Below are 2841 nucleotides of genomic sequence, written 5' to 3' on the forward strand. Positions count from 1 at the left end.
CCGATTCAAGCCTTTGAGATGAATCGCAAAGCTGCGCTCACACCTCCTCGATGTAGCGACGGTGCAGATGCGCCTTGAAGACCGAGGCGTCGAGCGGCCGGCCGGTCGCTTCCGTGAGCAGGTCGTCGGTGGGCAGCAGCGAGCCCTTGCCGTGGATGTTGGCCCGCAGCCAGGCCACCAGCGGGCTGAAATCTCCCTTGCCGATGCCGGGCAGGATGGCGGGTTCGGCCCGGCAGGCGGCGTCGAAGATCTGCGCGGCCGTCATGGCGCCGAGCGTGTAGGTCGGGAAGTAGCCCCATCCGCCCGAGGGCCAGTGGATGTCCTGCAGGCAGCCGACACGGTCGTCCGGAACCGTGACGCCGAGCAGGGACTTCATGCCGGCGTTCCACGCCGCGGGCAGCTCGGCGAGCGGCATCTCGTCGGCGATCAGTGCCTTCTCCAGCCGATAGCGAAGGATGACGTGGGCGGGATAGGTCACTTCGTCGGCATCGACCCGGATGAAGCCCGGCTCGACGCGCGTGTAGCGGCGCCACATCGCCTCGGGTTCCCAGGCCGGGCCGGCACCGCCGAAGCTCTCCCGCATCAGCGGAGCGGCGAATGCGAGGAACTGGCGCGAGCGGCAAGCCTGCATCTCCATCAGCAGCGACTGGCTTTCATGGATGCTCATGCCGCGCGCGACGCCGACAGGCTGGCTCATGTAGCCTTGCGGCCGGCCCTGTTCGTAGAGCGCGTGGCCGGTTTCGTGCAGCACGCCCATAAGTGCCTTGGTCAAATCCGCCTCGTCGTAGCGCGTGGTGATGCGGACGTCGTTGTCGGCACCGCCGCAGAACGGATGGGTCGAGATATCCAGCCGTCCGCGCTCGAAATCATAGCCAAGCGCTGCCATCATCCGCAGGCCCAGGGCGCGTTGCGTTTCGGTCGCGAAAGGACCTTCCAGGGTCGGCAGCGCCGGCCGGCGCGCCTGGACCGCCATCGCCTCCCGGGTGAAGCCGGGCAGGAAGGCGGCAAGATCGTCGAACAGGGCGTCGATCTTGGCCGAGCGGCCACCGGGCTCGTAGTCGTTGAGCAGGGCATCGTAGGGCGAAAGACCGAGCTTCTCGCCCTTGGCCTTGCCGATCTGGCGCTGCAGGTTCAGCACCTCGGCGAGATAGGGCAGGAGCCCCGCGAAATCGGAGTCTGCCCGCGCCTGGCGCCAACGCATCTCGCAGGCCGAGACGGCCTTGCTCGAGGCTTCGACGAGATCTGCCGGAAGTGCGGTATCGACGGTCCAGACGCGCCGGATCTCACGCAGATTGGCCTTCTCCCAGTCGCCCAGCCCGTCGCCGCTTTCCGCGGCCGCGAGCCAGTCCCCGATGCGGGCGTCGGTCGCCAGCCCGTGGCGCATGACATGCAGCAGTGCCATGCTCTCGGCCCGCGTCTCCGCGGCGCCCTTCGGCATCATCGTGTCGTTGTCCCATTGCAGGATGCCGATGGCGTTCGAAAGCGCGCTGATGCGGGCGAAATGGGCGGTGAGGTCGGAATAGGCTGTCATGCGGTTCTCTGCAGTCAGTGTTCGCATCGCAGTGGAAAGGCTTTCGTCGTTCCCGACAAGCGGCGATCCCGCATCGGCCCGGAACCCATCGAAGCATGTCGCTCTCTACGATGGATTCCGGGTCTCGGCTGCGCTTCGCCGGGAATGAACGCTGGCGGCGAAGTCAGGCGAACAGCTTGGAATATTGCCGCGGCTGCGACCGCAGATACTGGTCCGGTGCCTTGACGCTGGCACCGAGCTGCGCCGCGGCATGCCAGGGCCAGCGCGGATCGTAGAGGATGCCGCGCGCAAGCCCGATCAGATCGGCCTCGCCGGTCCCGATGATCGCCTCGGCCTGTTCCGGCTCCGTGATGAGGCCGACGGCGATGGTGGGGATGCCGGTCGCCTGCTTCACCGCTCGGGCAAATGGCACCTGATAGCTCGGGCCGAGCGGAATCGTCTGGGCCGCCGAGAGCCCGCCGCTAGAGACATGGATGAAGTCGGCGCCATGCGTCTTTGCGGCTTCGGAGAAGACGATGCTCTGCCCGACGTCCCAGCCGCCTTCGACCCAGTCCGTGCCCGAGATGCGGAAGCCGACCGGGTAACCGGCGGGCACCACGGAACGCACTGCGTCCAGCACCTGCAGCGGGAAGCGCATGCGGTTCTCGAGCGAGCCACCATACTCGTCCTCGCGCCTGTTCGAGAGCGGCGAGAGGAACTGGTGCATCAGGTAGCCATGGGCTCCGTGCAGTTCGATCGCCGCCAGTCCGAGCCGGACGCTTCGCCGAGCCGCGACGGCGAAGGCTTCGACGAGACGGGCGATGTCATCGCGAGTAAGCGCGCGTGGAGGCCGCGGATAGCTCTCGAAGCCGACTGCCGACGGGGCATGGACGTTCCAGCCACCCTCGTCCAGGCCGAGCTGGCCGCCGCCCTTCCAGGGCTGCGCGACCGAGGCCTTGCGGCCGGCATGGGCCAGCTGGATTGCGATCGGCATGTCCGACCAGGAGCGCGCGGCTTCCAGCGCCTTGCCCAGCGCGGCTTCCGTCTCGTCCGACCAGAGGCCGACATCGAACGGGCTGATGCGTCCGTCCGGTTCGACGGCCGTGGCTTCGATGATGAGCAAGGCCGCGCCCGACAGTGCGAGATGGCCGAGATGGATGGTGTGCCAGTCCGTGGCGCAGCCGTCCTTGGCCGAATACTGGCACATCGGCGCGATGACGATGCGGTTGGCGAGCGTGAGGTTGCCGAGCTGATAGGGGCTGAAGAGTTGGCTCATGTCGGGAAGGCTTCTCGATGAGGGAGGTCCGTAAGCCAGTCTAGAAGCGCTTTCG

General features: G+C 67.2%; 2 protein-coding genes. Both read right to left on the bottom strand.

Annotated elements, in window-relative coordinates; all coding sequences use genetic code 11:
• Positions 1-37: 37 nt before the first annotated feature.
• Positions 38-1531 (bottom strand): carboxypeptidase M32, encoded by a 1494-nt coding sequence (locus ACIPIA_RS13585; RefSeq protein WP_400510310.1) that lies wholly within the window; start codon positions 1529-1531, stop codon positions 38-40.
• A gap of 163 nt (positions 1532-1694) precedes the next feature.
• Positions 1695-2786, bottom strand: coding sequence for an NADH:flavin oxidoreductase/NADH oxidase (locus ACIPIA_RS13590; RefSeq protein WP_400510312.1), 1092 nt, complete (start codon positions 2784-2786; stop codon positions 1695-1697).
• Between the last annotated feature and the right edge of the window lie 55 nt (positions 2787-2841).

It is taken from the genome of Allobosea sp. CER48 (assembly GCF_044752385.1).
Lineage (GTDB): Bacteria > Pseudomonadota > Alphaproteobacteria > Rhizobiales > Beijerinckiaceae > Allobosea.

Excerpts from the sequence above, each read along its gene's own strand:
- ACIPIA_RS13585 (WP_400510310.1), bottom strand. The coding sequence starts at position 1,531 with ATGACAGCCTATTCCGACCTCACCGCCCATTTCGCCCGCATCAGCGCG.
- ACIPIA_RS13590 (WP_400510312.1), bottom strand. The coding sequence starts at position 2,786 with ATGAGCCAACTCTTCAGCCCCTATCAGCTCGGCAACCTCACGCTCGCC.